The following is a 15818-nucleotide window of genomic DNA, read 5'->3' on the forward strand; positions in this document are numbered from 1 at the left end:
TTGTAAACGTAATGACGCGGGCAGCTCCAATACCAATGTGGGTTGGCGTGGCGAGGGAGCTTGCTCCCTCGCCACGGTGAATCACAACAGTGTCCAGTGAGCATCAGCCCCTATAGGCGCGCTGACTACTCTTAGACCCGAAACTGCTTGAGCAGCCCGTTGAGCTGTTCGCTCAGCCCTTTGAGGCGCGCGCTGGCCAGGCTCGACTGTTCCGCCGCCACCGCGGTGCTGTGGGACAGGCCAGCGGCCTGGGTGACGTTCTGGTTGATGTCTTCCACGACGTGGGCCTGTTGCAGGGTGGCACTGGCGATAGAGGCGTTCAGGCTGTTGAGGTTGCGCAGGGCCTGGCCGATGGCGTTAAGGCTCGCGCCTGCCAGGCCGGCCTGCTCGATGGTCAGTTGCGAGGCGCGGCTGCTGTCACTGATGACTTTCACGGCAGCTTCGGAGTGATTTTGCAGACGCTCGATCATGGCCTGGATTTCGGCGGTGGATTTTTGTGTGCGCTGGGCCAGCAGGCGCACTTCATCGGCCACCACGGCAAACCCGCGGCCCTGTTCACCGGCGCGAGCGGCTTCGATGGCCGCGTTGAGCGCCAACAGGTTGGTCTGCTCGGCAATCGAGCGGATCACTTCCAGCACGCTGCCGATCTGGGTACTTTCGCTGGCCAGGGTGCGGATCACTTCCACGGCCTGGTCGATGGTCTGGGAGAGGCGGTCGATCTGCTGCAAGCTGCCATCGATATTGATCTGGCCTTGCTGGGCCTGGGATTCGGCGTCGCGCATTTCGCTGGCGGCGTGTTCGGCGTTTTTCGCCACGTCCTGCACGCCGTAGGTCACTTCGTTGATGGCGGTCGCCACCAGTTCCATTTGTTGCGACTGTTGTTGGCTGCGCTGCTGGGCTTGCGCGGCGTCGTTGCCCAATTCGCTGGACGACTGGCCCAATTCACTGGCCGAGACCTGCAACTGGCTCACCACTTGGCGCAACTTGGCGGTAAAGGCGTTGAAGTGCCGCGCCAGTTGGGTGACCTCATCCTGGCCATTTGTATCGAGGGTGCGGGTCAGGTCGCTCTCGCCGCTGGCGATGTTGGCCATGGCGTTTACGGTTTCCTGTAGCGGACGGACGATGCTGCGCACGATCAAGGTCAAGAACAGGCTCATGATCAGCGTGATCGCCAAGCCGATCAAGGAGGCCTTGATCATCTGGGATTGGAACTCGGCCTGCACGTCATCCACGTACACACCCGAGCCGATGATCCAGCCCCAGGGCTCGAACAGCTTGACGTAGGAGGTCTTGCCGACGGGTGCTTCGGCTCCCGGTTTCGGCCAGAGGTAGTTGATCATGCCGGCGCCCTTGGCCTTGGCGATGGCTACCATCTCGTTAAACAGCGCATAACCGTTCGGGTCACGGATCGCCGAGAGGTTCTGGCCTTCGAGTTTCGGGTTGGTCGGGTGCATGACCATGACCGGCGTCAGATCGTTGATCCAAAAATAGTCAGTCTGGTCATAACGCAGGCCGCGCACCGTGCTCAGGGCTTGCTTCTGCGCCGCCTCGCGGGTCAGGGTGCCGGCGGTTTCCAGCCCATGGTAATAGCTCAGCACGCCACTGGCGGTCTGGACCACATGCTCGGTTTTCTCATACTTGGCCTGATACAGATCCGTGTGGATCTGCTTGAGCATGAACGCGCCCAGCGTGAACAACATCACGATGGACACGATCAGGATGAGCCACAAGCGTCGGCTGATCGATACATTGCGCAAGCTATTCATACGCTGTCACTCCGGTTTTCTTATTTTTGTCATAAACGACGATGGCACTTTAACGCTCGGTACCTGCCCGTGGTTGACCTGGGTCATGACGCGGCAGCGTTATCAGGGCTTGTCTGATAGGATTTCGGCCCCGCAGCGCAAAACCTGAGCCCGTTCTGATTTTTCATTGGTTTTTTTTGAAAGGTCGCGGTTATCGTGCAGCCGCTGCGTGCACCTGCGTACCGCTTGAATATTGATAAGGCCTGAACGAACGGGTCTTTTTTGGGGGATGAATGGATTTGTGGACTGCCTTTTCGGCACTGATTCTTGGCGTGGTCGAGGGCCTGACGGAGTTCTTGCCGATTTCCAGCACGGGGCACCAGATCGTGGTCGCTGACTTGCTGGAGTTCGGTGGCGAGCGTTCGATGGCGTTCAATATCATCATTCAGCTCGGGGCGATCCTCGCGGTGGTCTGGGAATTCCGGCGCAAGATCTTCGAGGTGGTGCTGGGCTTGCCGACCCAGCCCAGCGCCCGCCGGTTTACCGTCAACCTGCTGATCGCGTTTTTCCCCGCCGTGATACTCGGCGTACTGCTTGCCGACTGGATCCACCATTACCTGTTCAATCCGATCACCGTCGCCGCGGCGCTGGTGCTGGGTGGTTTCGTGATGCTCTGGGCCGAGAAACGCCAACACCGCGTGCACGCCGAAACCGTGGACGACATGACGTGGAAGGATGCCCTGAAGGTCGGCCTGGCCCAGTGTATCGCGATGGTTCCCGGCACCTCCCGCTCCGGAGCGACCATCATCGGCGGCCTGCTGTTCGGCCTGTCGCGCAAGACGGCCACCGAGTTTTCGTTCTTCCTGGCGATGCCGACCATGGTCGGTGCCGCGGTTTATTCGGGCTACAAATACCGCGAACTGTTCGTCCCGGCGGACTTCCCGGTGTTCGCCATTGGCTTCGTCACGGCGTTTATCTTTGCCATGATCGCGGTCAAGGGGTTGCTGCGCTTCATCGCCAGCCACAGCTACGCGGTGTTCGCTTGGTATCGGATCGCGTTCGGCCTGTTGATCCTGGCGACCTGGCAATTTGGCTGGGTGGACTGGACATCGGTCAAACCATGAACGATTCAAGCAGGCGCGCCGCGCGTCAAGCCGGCGGGCCCGTGCACAACCTGCGATTGAAACTGGCTGTGTTTGCGTTGCTCTGCGCCTTGCCATTGTCCGGCTCGCTCTTGCTTGGGCTGCAAGGCGAATCGTGGGTGCCGATGGTCGCTTATGGCATCGTCAGTGCGGTGGCATTTTCGTTGTACTGGAACGACAAGCGCAAGGCTCGCTTCGACGCCTGGCGCACGCCGGAGAACGTGCTGCATGCCGTGGAACTGGCAGGCGGCTGGCCCGGCGCGCTGCTCGCCCAGCAGATGTTCCGCCACAAGACCCGCAAGGTGTCGTTCCAAGTGGTGTTCTGGTTCATTGTGTTGCTGCACCAGGGATTCTGGATCGACCAATTGTTCTTGGGTGGTCATCTGTTGGCATGGGTCTGGACCTCTAAGGGCGGGCTGCCCCGTTATTGCTGGTAATCCACCAGTTCATCCTCAGCCAGGATGCGAATGTTACGTCGCTCCAGCAGGAAAAACCGCTTGGCCGGGTCGCCCTGATGCATGAGCGTGCTGTTGCAAGGCAGCCGCTTGAGTACGGCCAGGTTGCACACGTCTTCGAAAACCCGTTCCGGCAATTGGCTGAACAGATGATGACGCCGCAACAGTAGAACGATGGAAGGGTGGGTCAGCATGGCGTACCTCCGCGTGCCGTCATGGTAGGGGCCCTGGGCCTCGTCGGCCTATGCCTCGGCAGGCTTACCTCGGAAGAGGGATGAATTGTCACTGCCGACGCAATCCGCGTGGCGAGGGAGCTTGCTCCCGCTCGATTGCGCAGCAATCGCAAAAATGGGGCCGCTGCGCAGCCCAGCGGGAGCAAGCTCCCTCGCCACGGGGTAGGTGCCTATCCCTCCACCTCGGTTCATCACGCGCCACGCAAATGCTCCATCGCCCACACCGCCGCTTCGACCCGTGAGCGCAGGCCGAGCTTGTGCAGCAGGTTCTTGACGTGGACCTTGACCGTGCCTTCGGTGATGCCGAGTTTGTGGCCGATGACCTTGTTGCTGTAGCCGCCGGCGATGGTCTTGAGCAACGCCGGGGGACTACACTTTCTCGACTCGCGGTGGCGTGCTCTCGAACTCCGCCGGGCCTTGGCCGATATTCTCAGCACGATCTTGAAACGCTGCCCGGCCGGGACTTCCAGCAGTGGCGGGGTGAAGTCGAACCACGGCGCCATGCCGGTTTCCTTGTCGGTACGGCGACCGAGAGACGCGTGGCCACCCGGCGGCAGAACAGTGAAAGTAAATGGGTGTTTGCCCGGGCCAAGCAGCTTGACGTTGTCGCCGTAGTGCGGCCCGTCATTGGCGACCATGGCATGGAAATCGCCCTTGAGCTGGGTGTCGTTGCCTTGTTTTTTCAGCTGGAACGATACGTTCAGGTAAGGCACGAAACTGCCTTCCTGGAAGCCCTGCCGGTTATCCGCCGTGGCGCGGATGTCAGCTTCCAGGTGCACGTCGGAATCGGCGGTGGCGCGCATCATGCCGGCGGGCGCCATTTCGATCGGTTGCAGATACACGCGCCGACTTCAAGCCCAGCGCACAGTTGCGGTTCGCCGATCGGGTATTCCTTGGCCTGGGCCAGCGGAGCGAGAAAGAGCAGGGCGAGAGGCAGGGGGAAAAGCGCGCGCATGATGACTCCCTGGTTGGCTCTTTGATGGCGCCGAGTCTAGGAAGCTTCGCTGCGAATAATAATGATTCTTGTCAATTTTCACCGCGAATTTTGCCCGCGCCGCAGTTCTTGACCACTCTTGACCACGATCAAGGGACGTTGCGCACCGACGCGCTAGGGTGGGGTACATTCATCGACAGGCGGGGTCGTCATGGCAAAGCCCTTTCCCATCAGTCCGAAGCATCCCGAGCGCATCTGTTGGGGCTGCGACCGCTATTGCGCAGCGACCGCGTTGGCCTGTGGCAACGGCGCCGACCGCACCATGCACCCGGCCGAGATGATCGGCGACGACTGGTACCTGCATGGGGATTGGGGGGTGGAGCTAGTCGACGTTACCGCCAAGGTCATCGATCCAAGCGCCACTCATGTGAAGGAGTAAGGGTAAAACCTGTGGCGAGGGGATTTATCCCCGTTCGGTTGCGCAGCGACCGTAAGATACTGGGGCTGCTGCGCAGCCCAGCGGGGATAAATCCCCTCGCCACAAATGAATGTAGACGCCATTCCCCCTGGGGAATGACGTCCAGCGTGCGCCCGGGCTCAATGCGTTCCGCGAGGAATCGTCTTGAGCAGATCTTCCGCGCTGATGTAGCCAACCACCGGCTGCGCCGTACTGCCGGGCAACGGCAGGTCAAGGATATGCCCCTTGATCTTGCCGACCACGTGCATCTCGCAGGGCTTGCAGTCGAATTTCAGCGTCAGCACTTCATCACCGTGGATCAGCTGCATCGGCGCGACCTTGGTGCGCACGCCGGTGACGCCCTTGGCCTGTTTGGGGCAGAGGTTGAACGAGAAGCGCAGGCAATGCTTGGTGATCATCACCGGCACTTCGCCGGTTTCCTCGTGGGCCTCGAACGCCGCGTCGATCAGCTTGACGCCGTGGCGGTGGTAGAAGTCGCGGGCCTTCTGGTTGTAGACGTTGGCCAGGAACGACAGGTGCGACTCCGGGTACACCGGCGGCGGGGTGGTTTCTGCCTTGCGCCCGCCCCGTGGATGGGCGGCGACGCGCGCCGCGGTCAGGGCTTCGATGACCTCGCGACGCAACGCCTTGAGCTGGGAGTTGGGGATGAAGTACGCCTGGGGCGCATCCAGCTTGATCGACGTGGCGTGGTATTCGGTGGTGCCTAGTTGGCCAAGCAGGTCTTGCAGTTGCTCCAGGGCCTGCTCTGGTTTGTTCGCCAGGCCGAAGGGACCGTCGAGGGCAACGCTGGTGCGGATACCTTCTTCGCTGGTGGCGGTCAGCTCCAGACGCTCTTCGCCCAGCCGAGCGACCCAGGCCAGGCCCACGCGGCGCTCGGCGGACGTCTTGAGCAGCGCCTGCTGCCAGTTGTGGTCGAGGTTGCGATTGAGCGGATGGTTGGGGCGCAACTGATGCATGCCAGTCGGCATCTCGTTGGGCTCGACGCGGTAGCGGTAGCGCTGCTTGCCGTCCTCATCGAGAAACTCGCCCTTGGGCTCAGCGATGTTGGCGCGGAAACCGACGACTTCACGCTTGACCAGTACGTTGAGCCCGTCGCCGTTGGACAACGGATCGAAAGTCACCGCTTGCAGGTCGCGCTTGCCGACTTTTTCCACCACGCCCACCGGCACGCCGGTGAAGGTCGGCGAATCGAAGGCGCCGATGTCGATCTTGCGTTCGCTGACGAAATAGTCGGTGCTGCCACGGTGGAAGGTCTTGTCCGGGTCCGGCACGAAGAAATGCGCGGTGCGGCCGCTGGAGGCGCGGGCCAGGTCCGGGCGGTCTTCGAGCACGTCGTCCAGGCGCTGGCGATAGTAGGCGGTGATGTTCTTCACATAGCCCATGTCCTTGTAGCGTCCTTCGATCTTGAAAGAACGCACGCCGGCCTCGACCAGGGCGCGGATGTTGGCGCTCTGGTTGTTGTCTTTCATCGACAGCAGGTGTTTTTCGTAGGCGACCACCCGGCCCTGGTCATCCTTCAAGGTGTAGGGCAGGCGACAGGCTTGGGAGCAATCGCCACGGTTGGCGCTGCGCCCGTTTTGCGCGTGGGAGATGTTGCACTGGCCGGAGAACGCCACGCACAGCGCACCGTGGATAAAGAACTCGATGGCCGCGTCGGTCTCGTCGGCGATGGCGCGGATTTCCTGCAGGTTCAGCTCGCGAGCCAAGACCAACTGGGAGAAACCGGCCTGGTCGAGGAATTTCGCCCGGGCGAGGGTGCGAATGTCGGTCTGGGTACTGGCGTGCAGCTCGATCGGCGGAATGTCCAGCTCCATCACCCCCAGGTCCTGGACGATCAACGCATCGACGCCCGCATCGTACAACTGGTGGATCAGCTGGCGGGCCGGCTCCAGCTCGTTGTCGTGCAGGATGGTGTTGATCGTGGTGAACACCCGGGCGTGGTAGCGATGGGCGAACTCCACCAGCCCGGCGATATCGCTCACCTCGTTGCAGGCGTTGTGACGCGCGCCAAAACTCGGGCCACCGATGTACACGGCATCGGCGCCATGCAGGATGGCCTCGCGGGCGATGGTCACGTCGCGGGCGGGGCTGAGCAATTCCAGATGATGTTTAGGCAAGGACATGTTTTTTAGTCAGGCTGGTCACGGTCGAAGCGCGCATTGTAGCCGCGTGGCGGCCGGTCGGCACCTGCGCAAGCCTACGCAGGGCGTAATGAACCGATATGCGGTCAATCCGACCGCATCAGCCTTGCGATGCGTCGGCACTGCACCAACGATTGCGCCCGGTGTTCTTCGCCAGGTACAAAAACGCGTCCGCGGCCTTGATCAACATGGCGGGCGTCGCGTCCTCGCTATTGGGCTGACAGGTGGTGATGCCGGCGCTGATGGTCACGATTCCCAGGGGATGGTCGCCGTGTTCGATGTCCAGGGCCCTGACGGCTTCGAGGATCTGCTGCGCGACCTTGGCCGCACCGGTGTTGTCGGTATTGGGAAGCAACACGGTGAACTCTTCGCCGCCGTAGCGCACCGCCAGATCGCCCGGCCGCTTGATCGTCTCCCCGATTGCGCCAGCGATCGCCCTCAGGCAGTCGTCGCCAGCCGCATGGCCGTTGCGGTCGTTGAAGCGTTTGAAATAGTCGACGTCGAGCATGATCAGCGCCAGGGAAGAACCCTGGCGCTTGGCCAGGCGCAGCTCATCGGCCAGCGCGATGTCCAGCCGCCGACGATTGCCCAGTCCGGTCAGGCTGTCGGTCAGCGCCATGTCCCGCATGGCCTGGTGGGCGCCGCGGATCTGCTTTTCCATGGTCATGCGATAGCGCAACTGGCTCAGCACGATAAGGCCGAAACCCACGAGTATCGCGATGAGGAAAACCAGCACCAGGCCGGTCTTGAGCAGGTCCCGACGCCAGGGCGCGATGATTGATTCACGGGACAGCCCGGCCTCCACCACCAGCGGATAAGTGGTCAGGGCTCGAAAACCATACAGGCGTTCGGTGTCGTCGACGACGGCCCTGGCTTCGGCAACGCCCTGGTTGGACGTGGGCAAGTGCTCCCGGAAGATCACGCTGTTGACCAGGCTCTTGCCGATCACCGATGCAACGAAGGGTCGGCGCACCAGGATCGTTCCGCTGCGCATGGCCAGGACCAGCGCGCCTTTATCGTCGATCTTGAAATCACCGTAATAGTCAACAAAATAGCTGACCTTGACCGTCCCGAGCATCACCCCGGCAAAGGAGCCGTCGGGATTGTTCAAGCGTCGAGAGACAGGAATGATCAAGTCTTCGGTGGACCGACTCTTGATCACTTCACCGATGCGTACGCGTCGGTCCTCGTGGCTGCGGTGATACTGGAAATAGTCGCGGTCGGCGTTGTTCGCCATTTCCGGAATGACTTTTTTGTCGGTCGCCAGCCACTGGCCGTCCGGGCCATAGATGAACAAGCCGTGCAGTTGCGGCATGATCGCGGCCTGTTGCACCAGCAGCTTATGGATGCGCGGGATGTCCATGTTCTGCAGGCCGTCGCCTTCCACGCGTTCGGCGAGGGCCGCGGTGACCACGTCGACCTGGCGGATGGCGTCCTCGGCGTGTTGCGCCGTTGCCCTGGCCAGGTTCGTCACCGAATCCCGGGCAGACGCAAAGGCTGCGCGGTAATCTCGCCAGGTGCGCCAGCCTTCGACGGCCAGGAAGGCGATGACAACCACGAGCATGAAACTCACGGTCAGCCGAAATGCAGCGCCGGCCCGCACAGTTTGCTGGGAGAACGCTTCATCGGGGCTTTCGATCTTGGGCTCTGGCTGTTTGCGTCCGAGCATTGACATATCCTTTGCGCGACGGTCTGCGCGTTTCAGCGCGCAGCCTATCCTATTCGATTTCAGCACGTTAGCTAACTGCGACGAGGCAGGTACAACCGACGACACACGGTTGGGGAGGAAGGTTTCATGAAAGTTGGGGTTATTTCCGACACCCACGGCTTGCTGCGCCCCGAAGCGCTGGCGACGTTGCAAGGTTGCGAGAGAATTATTCATGCCGGTGATATTGGCAGCCCTGGGATCCTGGAAGCACTGGCGTCTATCGGCGAACTGCACGTGGTGCGGGGAAACAACGACCTGGAAGTCGATTGGGCGGCGGGCATTGCCGATTGCCTTCAGTTCGACCTTGCGGGATGGCAAGTGCTGCTGGTCCATGACATCGCCGATGTGCCCAGCGCCCTCGACCCGCAAGTAAAACTGGTGATCACCGGCCATTCCCACAAACCGCTGATCGACTGGCGCGGGGAACGGCTTTACCTCAACCCCGGCAGCGCCGGCCGGCGACGCTTCAAACTGCCGGTGACGCTGGCGCTGCTTGAGGTCAGCGAGCGGGGGCTCGAGCCGCGGATTGTCCCACTGCTGCCATGACGATCGCGGTTACCGGAAGTATTTGTCGACGTACGCCTGGATTTCCTGGCGCATGAAGCGGCCCGACTCATCCGCCCGTTCTTCCCAGCCGAACACGCAGGCGGTGACGATGCCGTCGAACCCGGTCTTGGCCAGCTCGCCGAAGAACAGGTCCCAGTCGATTTCGCCCTGGTGCATGTCCATGTGCTGGTGCACGGTCACTTTCGCCCCGGGTGGATTGACGATGTAACGCAGGCCGGACGAGGCCTTGTGGTTGTAGGTGTCGGCAATGTGCACATGGGCGATCATCGACCCTGCGTCGGCGATCATGGCTTTCATGTCGTCGCCGAAGTAGAAGGTGTGGGGCGTGCAATAGAGGAACTTGACGTTGTCCGATCCGAGGGTCTTGAGCATGTCCAGGGCCGGGTGCAGCGTCTCGCACCAGTCTTCCGGATGAGGCTCGACGTTCAACGTGACGCCTTCGGATTCGAGGATCGGCACCAGTTCTTCCATGCTCTGCCACCAGGCGGCTTCGCTGGACTCATGGCTGTGCAGGCCCGCGCAGCAACTGACCTTGTGCCCGCGATCAGGCGACGGCCCGCGACCGAACTCCGAGTTCATGGTCGTGCAGCCCATCTCCACGGCGACCTGGATCGCTTCCTTCCAATAATTCACCGCCGCCCGACGCTCGTCCTCGTGGGGGCTGGCCCAGCGGTACATCGGCAGCAGCGAAGCCAGTTGCAGGTTGTGGTCACGCAGGGCTTTCTTGAATTCGGCGATGCGTTCCTTATGGGCGCGCGGGCGAACCCACCACGGCAGGAAGTCTTCCCGTGGCGACAACTCCAGGTATTCGTAGCCGAGCTCGGCGGTCTTGCGGCACAGGTCCGGCAGGCTCAGGTGACGGTGCATGTAGGGATCAAGGGCGATTTTCATTGTTGTTCTCCATGGGGCAACACTCATTACTGTGGGGGTCAGTAGGCGACCCAGGCGGAATCCTGGTTGGCCGATTCAACGCAGCGCTCGACCCAGCGCACGCCTTCCACGCCTGCATCGATGTCGGGGTAGCGCAGGGCGGCCAGGGCTTCGCTGTCGCCACGGTCGGCGGCGTCCATGGCCAGGGCGAAGCGGCGATAAAGGTTGGACCAGGCTTCGAACAACCCTTCGGGATGACCGCCACCGATGCGGTCGTCCACCAGGGCCCCGGCGTGCAGGTAACCCATGCCGCGTTCCAGGATTTGCGCCGGTTGGCCCTGGACCTCGAAAGTGAGTTGGTTGGGCCGTTCGTCCCACCATTCCAGGCTGGCCCGCGAGCCGATCACGCGGATTTTCTGGCCGTGCATGGAGCCGGCATTCACCGCGCTCGACCAGACCATGCCCATGGCGCCGCCTTCGTATTCCATCAGGGTGTAGGCGTTGTCCTCGAGCGGGGCGCGGCTGGCGACGAAGCTTTGGCGGCTGCACATCAAGCGCTTGATCTTGAGGTCGGGCAGCATCACTTCGCACAGGTACAACGGGTGGGTGCCGACGTCCCCGAGCACGTAGCTCGGCCCGGCCTGGCGCGGGTCGACGCGCCACTGGGTCGCCGGGTTCTGCGACTCGACCGGTGCGCTATGGAACCCATGGGCGAACTGCATGTGCACCATGCGAATCTCCCCCAGCGCCCGCGCGGCAATCATCGCCCGGGCTTGTTCGATCAATTGATGCCCAGCGTAGCCGTAGGTGAGGCCAACGACGCGTCCCCTGGATTTGGCCAACGCACGCAAGGTTTTGGCTTCCTTCAGGGTGAAGCACAGCGGTTTCTCGCAAACCACATGCAAGCCGGCCTCCAGAGCGGCGCGGGTGATGGCGTAGTGCGTGCCGTTGGGCGTGGCGATCGACACCGCCTGAATGCCGTCGGGCCGTTGCGCTTCGAGCTCGAACAGGCTGAGGTAGTCCGCGTAGCAGCGCGACGGCTCGATGCCCAGTTGTTCGCCAAACGTCCGGCCCCGGTCGGGGTCGATGTCCAGCGCGGCGGCGACCAGCTCGAAGTTGCGGTCGCGCAGGGCGGCCGAGCGGTGGATGTAGCCGATCTGGCTGTGCTCGCCGCCGCCGACCATGGCCCAGCGGATAGGGTGTGGGAGCGTTTTACTGCCGTTGATCATGGGGAAGGTCCTTGTACGGGTCAGAAACCGATGCGGGCGAGGTAGGCGTGACTGGCCGCCACGTCGTCCAGGCTGGTCCCGGCGTCGCGCGGGTCACGTTCCTGTTCGACGGTGATGCAGCCTTGGTAACCAAGTTCGTGCACGAGACGGTGCAGCGCCAGGTAGTCGATGACGCCGTGCCCGATGGGACACATCACGCCCCGGCCGCACGCCGCGAAGAAACGGATGTGCTCGTTCAACACCTGGTCGAAAACCACCGGGTCGATGTCCTTGAAATGCAGGTAGTCCAGGCGATGGGCGTAGGTGCGCAGCGACGCGACCGGGTCCATGCCCGCGTAATAGAGATGCCCGGTGTCGAGGCACAACCCGGCGACTTCGTATGAGATGTCGTCGACCAGGCGTGCCAGCTCATCGGCGAATTCGATATAGCCGCCGGCATGCGGATGGATGACGGCGCGGATGCCGTAGGCGTGCCAGGCGATGTCGGCGATGGTGCGGATGTGCGCCATCATTGCGTTCCAGCGGGCATCGTCCAGGCGTGGCGCGCGGTCCGAGTGGCCAGCGACGTAGTCGCGCTCCTCGTGGCCCCAGTCGATGATCACCAGATAGGGCCCGGCAAAGCGCTGGCCGGCTTGCTGTTCCATGGGCGGCAATTGTGTGAGCAAGCCGCAGATCGCATGGGTCTGGCGCAGCAGCTCGGCCAGGTTGGCCGGGCTCACCAGGTCGTCGAAAATCGTCCCGGCGACGACCTGCAAGGCGTTGTCCGACAAGGCCGGATTGAGGACCCCGGCGTCCAGCGGCAAGTACCCGTAAGGCCCCAGTTCGATGCCGCGATAGCCGGCTTCGGCGGCTTCGGCGAGCACGCGTTGCCAGGGTGGCAGGAAAGGGTTCTCGACGTCATCGACGCCCCAGCAGCAGGGCGCCGTACAAATGTGGATCGTCATGCAAGCACTCCGGCTGTGTTGTTGTTATGGCCTGGCTCGATGCTATTGCGTCGGCGCGAAGCGGGCCATGGGCCGGTGGCTTAATGTGTCAAAACCCCTCATGATGCCCGAAGGAGGTGTCAAGACATGTCAGAACAGCTACGCCGAAAACTCCGTCCCACCATGGCCGACGTCGCCCGGGAAGCGGGCGTCAGCCTGTCGACGGTCGATCGCGTGCTCAACCTGCGCGCGGATGTGCGAGCCGACACGGCTCAGCGGATCGCCGCAGCGGCGGGGCGGTTGGGTTTCCATGCCAAGGGCGTGATCGAGCAGCGAGTGCTCAACGACCGTCCCACTTTGCGGCTGGGCTTCCTGTTGCAGAAAAGTGGCGTGCCGTTCTACCAGGGCCTCGCCCACGCTTTGGCAAACGCCACCGCCACCTGCACGCGAGCACGAATTCGCGTGGCCATCGGTTATTTGGACGACCTCGATCCCGCCAACGTGGCGCAACGCATCCTTGCCCTACGGGATCAGGTCGATGGCCTGGGCGTGGTGGCAGTCGATCACCCCCGGGTCCGCGAGGCAGTCGCGCAGTTGCGCGCGACCGGTGTTTTGGTGGTGGCGCTGCTGTCGGAATTGTCCAGCGCTGCCGGCACCGGTTACGCCGGCCTCGACAATCGCCTCACGGGACGCACCGCTGGTTGGTTCATCAGTCGCCTCGCCGAGCAGCCCGGGCCCGCGGTGGTCATGCTCAGCAGCCAGCGCTTCCAGTGCCAGGAACTCTGTGAACTGAGCTTTCGCAGCTACCTGGCGGAGCATTCGAGCGAGTGGGAACTGCTCGCCTCGCGACTGACCCTGGAAGATGATGAATTCGCCTATGGCAACACCTTGGACTTGCTCACGGCAGAGCCCGATCTGGCGGGGCTGTACGTGGCGGGCGGTGGCATCGCCGGGGTGCTGAAGGCCTTGAGTAGCCTCAAGGAAAGACAGCTGCGCTTGCCCGTCGTGGTGTGCCACGACCTGACTTCATTGACGCGTGACGCGTTGAAGAGCGGATTGGTCCAGGCGGTGCTGTCCCATCCGGTGGTGAACCTGGCCGAGCAGGCCGTCGATGCCTTGGTCGAGGCTGCGATTGCCTCGCCGCCGGGACCTGTGGCGCGGCGGGTGGTGGCGCTTCAGATCGATGTCCCGGAGAGCGTCTAGCCCAAAAGTCTTCTCGCAAAACATCCTCTACGCAAACTATGGAGCCATCCAACCCGTGACGAACCGCTCTTGTGGCGAGGGAGCTTGCTCCCGTTGGCTGCGCAGCAGCCCAAGAAAGCTGGAACGCAATCGGCCTGACTGAGCGAGGTGAGGGCTTTGGGGCTGCTGCGCAGCCCAGCGGGAGCAAGCTCCCTCGCCACGGGTTCAGGATGCTTCGCGTGCAAACAATACCTGCATTGGCCCAGCGATCGTCGCCCGGGCAGTCACCCAGTTTTTTCCTTCCTAGCCACAACATAAAGCCTCGTTTCGCAAATTCCCGCCTGCCAACACAATCGCCTCGACACCTCCTCTCGATAGTCGCAACCGCAGAACAACAAGAAATCAGAACCTGAGGCGGCACCGCGCCGACCTGAACCAAACCCACTGCCGGAAGTGCCCGATATGCCCGTTGAAACAATACGCATAGATACGCTCGTTATAGGTGCCGGCCAGGCCGGCGTGGCGATGAGTGAACATTTGAGCCGCCAAGGCGTGCCGCACCTTGTGGTGGAGCGCAACCGCATTGCCGAGGCCTGGCGCACGGCGCGCTGGGATTCGCTGGTTGCCAACGGCCCGGCCTGGCACGACCGTTTTCCAGGGCTGGAATTCAAGGGGCTGGACCCCGATGCGTTCGCTTCCAAGGACCAGGTGGCCGATTACTTCGAAGCCTATGCCAACAAGTTCAAGGCGCCGATCCGTACCGGCGTGGACGTGCGCCGCGTCGAGCGCAATACCGGCCGCCCCGGCTTCACCATCGAAACGTCCGAGGGCCTGATCGAGGCCATCAACGTGGTGGTCGCCACCGGGCCGTTTCAGCGCCCGGTGATCCCGCCGATTGCGCCAGACATGGCCACGGTGACCCAGATTCATTCGGCGCAATATCGAAATCCCGCGCAGCTGGCCGACGGCGCCGTGCTGGTGGTGGGCGCCGGGTCGTCGGGGGTGCAGATCGCCGACGAATTGCAGCGCGCCGGCAAGCAGGTCTACCTCTCGGTGGGCGCCCATGACCGTCCACCGCGAGCCTATCGCAACCGGGATTTCTGCTGGTGGCTGGGGGTGCTGGGCGAGTGGGATGCCGAAGCGGTCAAGCCGGGCAAGGAGCACGTCACCATCGCCGTCAGCGGCGCGCGCGGCGGGCACACCGTGGACTTTCGCCGGCTGGCCCATGAAGGCATCACGCTGGTGGGCCTGACCCGGTCGTTCAACGGCAGCGTGGTGAGTTTTGAATCGAACCTGGCCGAAAACATTGCCCGCGGCGATGAAAACTACCTGGCGTTGCTCGATGCCGCCGATGCCTATATCGAGCGCAACGGCTTGGACCTGCCGCTCGAACCCGAGGCGCGTCGCTTGTTGCCGGACCCGGCGTGCCTGACCCGGCCGATCCTGGAACTGGACCTGGCCGAGGCGGGCGTCAGCACCATTATCTGGGCAACGGGGTATTCGGTGGATTACAGCTGGCTGAAAGTCGATGCCCTCAATGCCAACGGTAAACCCCGGCACCAACGCGGCGTGTCCAGCGAGCCGGGCCTGTATTTCGTCGGCCTGCCTTGGCTGTCGCGCCGTGGCTCGGCGTTCATCTGGGGTGTGTGGCACGACGCCCGGCATATCACCGAGCACATCGTCAAACAGCGCACCTACCTCGACTACCGGGACGCCTCGCAGCGCACTGCCCAATCACCAGCGCCGGGCAGCACGCAACCTTCGAAAACCAGCCTCATGGGAGTCCGCTGATGCCTACCCACACTCGCATCCGCATGTTCAACACCAAAGACACCTACCCGAACCAGACGCTGGACAACGATCTGTGCCAAGCCGTCCGCGCCGGCAATACCGTCTATGTGCGCGGCCAGGTTGGCACCGATTTCAACGGCCAGTTGGTAGGTCTCGGCGATCCGCGTGCCCAGGCCGAGCAAGCCATGCGCAACGTCAAGCAATTGCTGGAAGAAGCCGGCAGCGACCTGAGCCACATCGTCAAGACCACCACCTACCTGATCGATCCGCGTTACCGCGAGCCGGTGTATCAGGAAGTCGGCAAATGGCTCAAGGGTGTTTTTCCGATTTCCACTGGGCTGGTGGTCAGCGCCCTGGGCCAGCCGCAGTGGCTGATGGAAATCGACGTGATCGCGGTCATTCCCGAATAAGGAGCACGAC

14 protein-coding genes and 2 pseudogenes are annotated in these 15818 nt (G+C 62.6%); 7 read left to right on the forward strand and 9 right to left on the reverse strand.

Features of this window, described 5'->3' with window-relative positions:
* Positions 1 to 131: 131 nt before the first annotated feature.
* Positions 132 to 1766 (reverse strand): methyl-accepting chemotaxis protein, encoded by a 1635-nt coding sequence (locus J3P95_RS12155; RefSeq protein ID WP_434563400.1) that lies wholly within the window; start codon positions 1764 to 1766, stop codon positions 132 to 134.
* 272 nt (positions 1767 to 2038) lie between these two features.
* On the opposite strand from J3P95_RS12155, the gene J3P95_RS12160 reads away from it, so the two are divergent.
* Together J3P95_RS12160 and J3P95_RS12165 are read left to right on the forward strand one after the other, a co-directional pair.
* Entirely contained in the window at positions 2039 to 2869 is an 831-nt protein-coding gene (locus J3P95_RS12160; protein WP_434563402.1) for an undecaprenyl-diphosphate phosphatase, read from the forward strand.
* Complete coding sequence (locus tag J3P95_RS12165) at positions 2866 to 3324, forward strand: DUF1294 domain-containing protein (RefSeq protein WP_434577048.1); 459 nt, start codon at positions 2866 to 2868, stop codon at positions 3322 to 3324. Before J3P95_RS12160 ends, J3P95_RS12165 begins: the two co-directional genes overlap by 4 nt.
* Positions 3325 to 3347: 23 nt before the next feature.
* Here the strand turns inward: J3P95_RS12165 and J3P95_RS12170 are convergent.
* The 3 genes and pseudogenes from J3P95_RS12170 to J3P95_RS12180 form a co-directional block, all read right to left on the reverse strand.
* Positions 3348 to 3536: pseudogene (locus tag J3P95_RS12170) on the reverse strand (Crp/Fnr family transcriptional regulator); the annotation flags it as partial.
* Positions 3537 to 3766: 230 nt separating this feature from the next.
* A complete protein-coding gene (locus tag J3P95_RS12175) occupies positions 3767 to 4381 on the reverse strand; it encodes an iron transporter (protein WP_434626593.1) in 615 nt (204 codons plus the stop codon).
* Positions 4378 to 4530, reverse strand: a complete 153-nt coding sequence (locus J3P95_RS12180; RefSeq protein ID WP_434577044.1) for a hypothetical protein — start codon at positions 4528 to 4530, stop codon at positions 4378 to 4380. Before J3P95_RS12180 ends, J3P95_RS12175 begins: the two co-directional genes overlap by 4 nt.
* A gap of 190 nt (positions 4531 to 4720) precedes the next feature.
* Between J3P95_RS12180 and J3P95_RS12185 the strand changes: the two genes are divergently transcribed.
* Entirely contained in the window at positions 4721 to 4948 is a 228-nt protein-coding gene (locus tag J3P95_RS12185) for a DUF3079 domain-containing protein (protein ID WP_434577042.1), read from the forward strand.
* 158 nt (positions 4949 to 5106) lie between these two features.
* Here the strand turns inward: J3P95_RS12185 and J3P95_RS12190 are convergent, their stop codons facing one another.
* Together J3P95_RS12190 and J3P95_RS12195 are read right to left on the reverse strand one after the other, a co-directional pair.
* The gene (locus tag J3P95_RS12190; protein ID WP_434577040.1) at positions 5107 to 7110 is read right to left on the reverse strand and encodes a peptidase U32 family protein; all 2004 of its coding nucleotides are present in this window, start codon (positions 7108 to 7110) and stop codon (positions 5107 to 5109) included.
* A 118-nt stretch (positions 7111 to 7228) separates the two neighbouring features.
* A complete protein-coding gene (locus J3P95_RS12195) occupies positions 7229 to 8797 on the reverse strand; it encodes a sensor domain-containing diguanylate cyclase (protein WP_434563410.1) in 1569 nt (522 codons plus the stop codon).
* 126 nt (positions 8798 to 8923) lie between these two features.
* On the opposite strand from J3P95_RS12195, the gene J3P95_RS12200 reads away from it, so the two are divergent.
* A complete protein-coding gene (locus tag J3P95_RS12200) occupies positions 8924 to 9382 on the forward strand; it encodes a metallophosphoesterase family protein (RefSeq protein ID WP_434577038.1) in 459 nt (152 codons plus the stop codon).
* 9 nt (positions 9383 to 9391) lie between these two features.
* Here J3P95_RS12200 and J3P95_RS12205 read toward each other — a convergent pair whose 3' ends face one another.
* From J3P95_RS12205 to J3P95_RS12215, 3 genes are read right to left on the reverse strand one after another with little or no spacing between them, the layout of a single operon-like run.
* Positions 9392 to 10294 carry a sugar phosphate isomerase/epimerase family protein gene (locus J3P95_RS12205; RefSeq protein WP_434577036.1) on the reverse strand — a complete coding sequence of 301 codons (903 nt, stop codon included), beginning with the start codon at positions 10292 to 10294 and terminating at the stop codon, positions 9392 to 9394.
* Between the two features lie 38 nt (positions 10295 to 10332).
* Positions 10333 to 11502: a Gfo/Idh/MocA family protein gene (locus J3P95_RS12210; RefSeq protein WP_434563416.1), complete on the reverse strand. Its 1170-nt coding sequence runs from the start codon at positions 11500 to 11502 to the stop codon at positions 10333 to 10335.
* A 20-nt stretch (positions 11503 to 11522) separates the two neighbouring features.
* A complete protein-coding gene (locus J3P95_RS12215; protein WP_434577034.1) occupies positions 11523 to 12446 on the reverse strand; it encodes a TIM barrel protein in 924 nt (307 codons plus the stop codon).
* Positions 12447 to 12572: 126 nt separating this feature from the next.
* Here J3P95_RS12215 and J3P95_RS12220 point away from each other — a divergent pair, with 126 nt between their 5' ends.
* From J3P95_RS12220 to J3P95_RS12230, 3 genes and pseudogenes are all read left to right on the forward strand, one after another.
* Positions 12573 to 13628, forward strand: coding sequence for a LacI family DNA-binding transcriptional regulator (locus tag J3P95_RS12220; RefSeq protein WP_434577032.1), 1056 nt, complete (start codon positions 12573 to 12575; stop codon positions 13626 to 13628).
* Between the two features lie 388 nt (positions 13629 to 14016).
* Positions 14017 to 15398, forward strand: a pseudogene (locus J3P95_RS12225) (flavin-containing monooxygenase).
* Entirely contained in the window at positions 15398 to 15808 is a 411-nt protein-coding gene (locus J3P95_RS12230) for a RidA family protein (protein WP_003201555.1), read from the forward strand. Before J3P95_RS12225 ends, J3P95_RS12230 begins: the two are co-directional and overlap by 1 nt.
* Positions 15809 to 15818: the final 10 nt, after the last annotated feature.

This window comes from Pseudomonas sp. Z5-35, from assembly GCF_051131945.1.
Classification (GTDB): domain Bacteria; phylum Pseudomonadota; class Gammaproteobacteria; order Pseudomonadales; family Pseudomonadaceae; genus Aquipseudomonas; species Aquipseudomonas marvdashtae.

Coding starts and splice junctions, on each gene's coding strand:
- J3P95_RS12155 (WP_434563400.1), bottom strand. CDS start 1,766: ATGAATAGCTTGCGCAATGTATCGATCAGCCGACGCTTGTGGCTCATC.
- J3P95_RS12160 (WP_434563402.1), top strand. CDS start 2,039: ATGGATTTGTGGACTGCCTTTTCGGCACTGATTCTTGGCGTGGTCGAG.
- J3P95_RS12165 (WP_434577048.1), top strand. CDS start 2,866: ATGAACGATTCAAGCAGGCGCGCCGCGCGTCAAGCCGGCGGGCCCGTG.
- J3P95_RS12175 (WP_434626593.1), bottom strand. CDS start 4,381: ATGATGCGCGCCACCGCCGATTCCGACGTGCACCTGGAAGCTGACATC.
- J3P95_RS12180 (WP_434577044.1), bottom strand. CDS start 4,530: ATGCGCGCGCTTTTCCCCCTGCCTCTCGCCCTGCTCTTTCTCGCTCCG.
- J3P95_RS12185 (WP_434577042.1), top strand. CDS start 4,721: ATGGCAAAGCCCTTTCCCATCAGTCCGAAGCATCCCGAGCGCATCTGT.
- J3P95_RS12190 (WP_434577040.1), bottom strand. CDS start 7,110: ATGTCCTTGCCTAAACATCATCTGGAATTGCTCAGCCCCGCCCGCGAC.
- J3P95_RS12195 (WP_434563410.1), bottom strand. CDS start 8,797: ATGCTCGGACGCAAACAGCCAGAGCCCAAGATCGAAAGCCCCGATGAA.
- J3P95_RS12200 (WP_434577038.1), top strand. CDS start 8,924: ATGAAAGTTGGGGTTATTTCCGACACCCACGGCTTGCTGCGCCCCGAA.
- J3P95_RS12205 (WP_434577036.1), bottom strand. CDS start 10,294: ATGAAAATCGCCCTTGATCCCTACATGCACCGTCACCTGAGCCTGCCG.
- J3P95_RS12210 (WP_434563416.1), bottom strand. CDS start 11,502: ATGATCAACGGCAGTAAAACGCTCCCACACCCTATCCGCTGGGCCATG.
- J3P95_RS12215 (WP_434577034.1), bottom strand. CDS start 12,446: ATGACGATCCACATTTGTACGGCGCCCTGCTGCTGGGGCGTCGATGAC.
- J3P95_RS12220 (WP_434577032.1), top strand. CDS start 12,573: ATGTCAGAACAGCTACGCCGAAAACTCCGTCCCACCATGGCCGACGTC.
- J3P95_RS12230 (WP_003201555.1), top strand. CDS start 15,398: ATGCCTACCCACACTCGCATCCGCATGTTCAACACCAAAGACACCTAC.